Source organism: Gibbsiella greigii (genome assembly GCF_039540155.1).
In the GTDB taxonomy this organism is placed as follows: domain Bacteria; phylum Pseudomonadota; class Gammaproteobacteria; order Enterobacterales; family Enterobacteriaceae; genus Gibbsiella; species Gibbsiella quercinecans.
Genome location: NZ_BAABEM010000030.1, coordinates 1 through 990 on the forward strand (window position 1 = coordinate 1; position 990 = coordinate 990).

Here is a 990-nt window from a genome sequence, read left to right on the forward strand (position 1 = left end):
AACAGAGGTGATATGCTCACCTCAGAACAATACAGGTGCTCCAATGAAAAAAAGAAATTTTAGTGCAGAGTTCAAACGTGAAGCGGCTCAGTTGGTTGTCGAGCAGAGCTACACCGTTGCTGAAGCAGCAAAAGCCATGGATATTGGCCTTTCAACAATGACCCGATGGGTCAGACAATTACGGGATGAACGACAGGGAAAAACACCGAAAGCTTCCCCCATTACCCCGGAGCAAATTGAAATACGTGAGTTGAAGAAAAAACTACAACGTATTGAAATGGAAAATGAAATATTAAAAAAGGCTACCGCGCTCTTGATGTCAGACTCCCTGAACAGTTCTCGTTAATCGGAAAACTCAGGGCGCGTTATCCCGTGGCTACACTCTGTCACGTATTTGGGGTTCACCGCAGCAGCTATAAATACTGGAAATGCCGTCCTGATAAGCCGGACAGAAAGCATACAGAGTTACGCAGTCAGGTTCAGGAACTATACAACATTAGTCATGGCTCAGCCGGGGCAAGGAGTATCGCCGCAATGGCAACGCTCAGGGGCTTCCGGATGGGGCGCTGGCTTGCCGGTAGACTCATGAAAGAGCTGGGGCTGGTCAGTTGTCAGCAGCCTATCCATCGGTATAAACGCGGTGGCCATGAACACATTGCTATCCCGAATCACCTTGAGCGTCAGTTCGCAGTGACAGAGCCTAATCAGGTGTGGTGCGGCGACGTGACGTATATCTGGACAGGTAAGCGCTGGGCATACCTCGCCGTTGTTCTCGACCTGTTCGCGAGGAAACCGGTGGGCTGGGCAATGTCGTTCTCACCGGACAGCAGACTGACCATCAAAGCGCTGGAAATGGCGTGGGAAGTTCGCGGCAAACCAGCCGGGGTGATGTTCCACAGCGATCAGGGCAGCCATTACACAAGCAGGCAGTTCCGGCAGTCACTGTGGCGGTACCGGATCAGGCAGAGTATGAGTCGTCGTGGAAACTGC

1 pseudogene is annotated in these 990 nt (G+C 51.7%); it reads left to right on the forward strand.

From position 1 onward, the window contains the following. Positions 1 to 43: 43 nt before the first annotated feature. Positions 44 to 990: pseudogene (locus AC559G_RS18145) on the forward strand (IS3 family transposase); the annotation flags it as partial.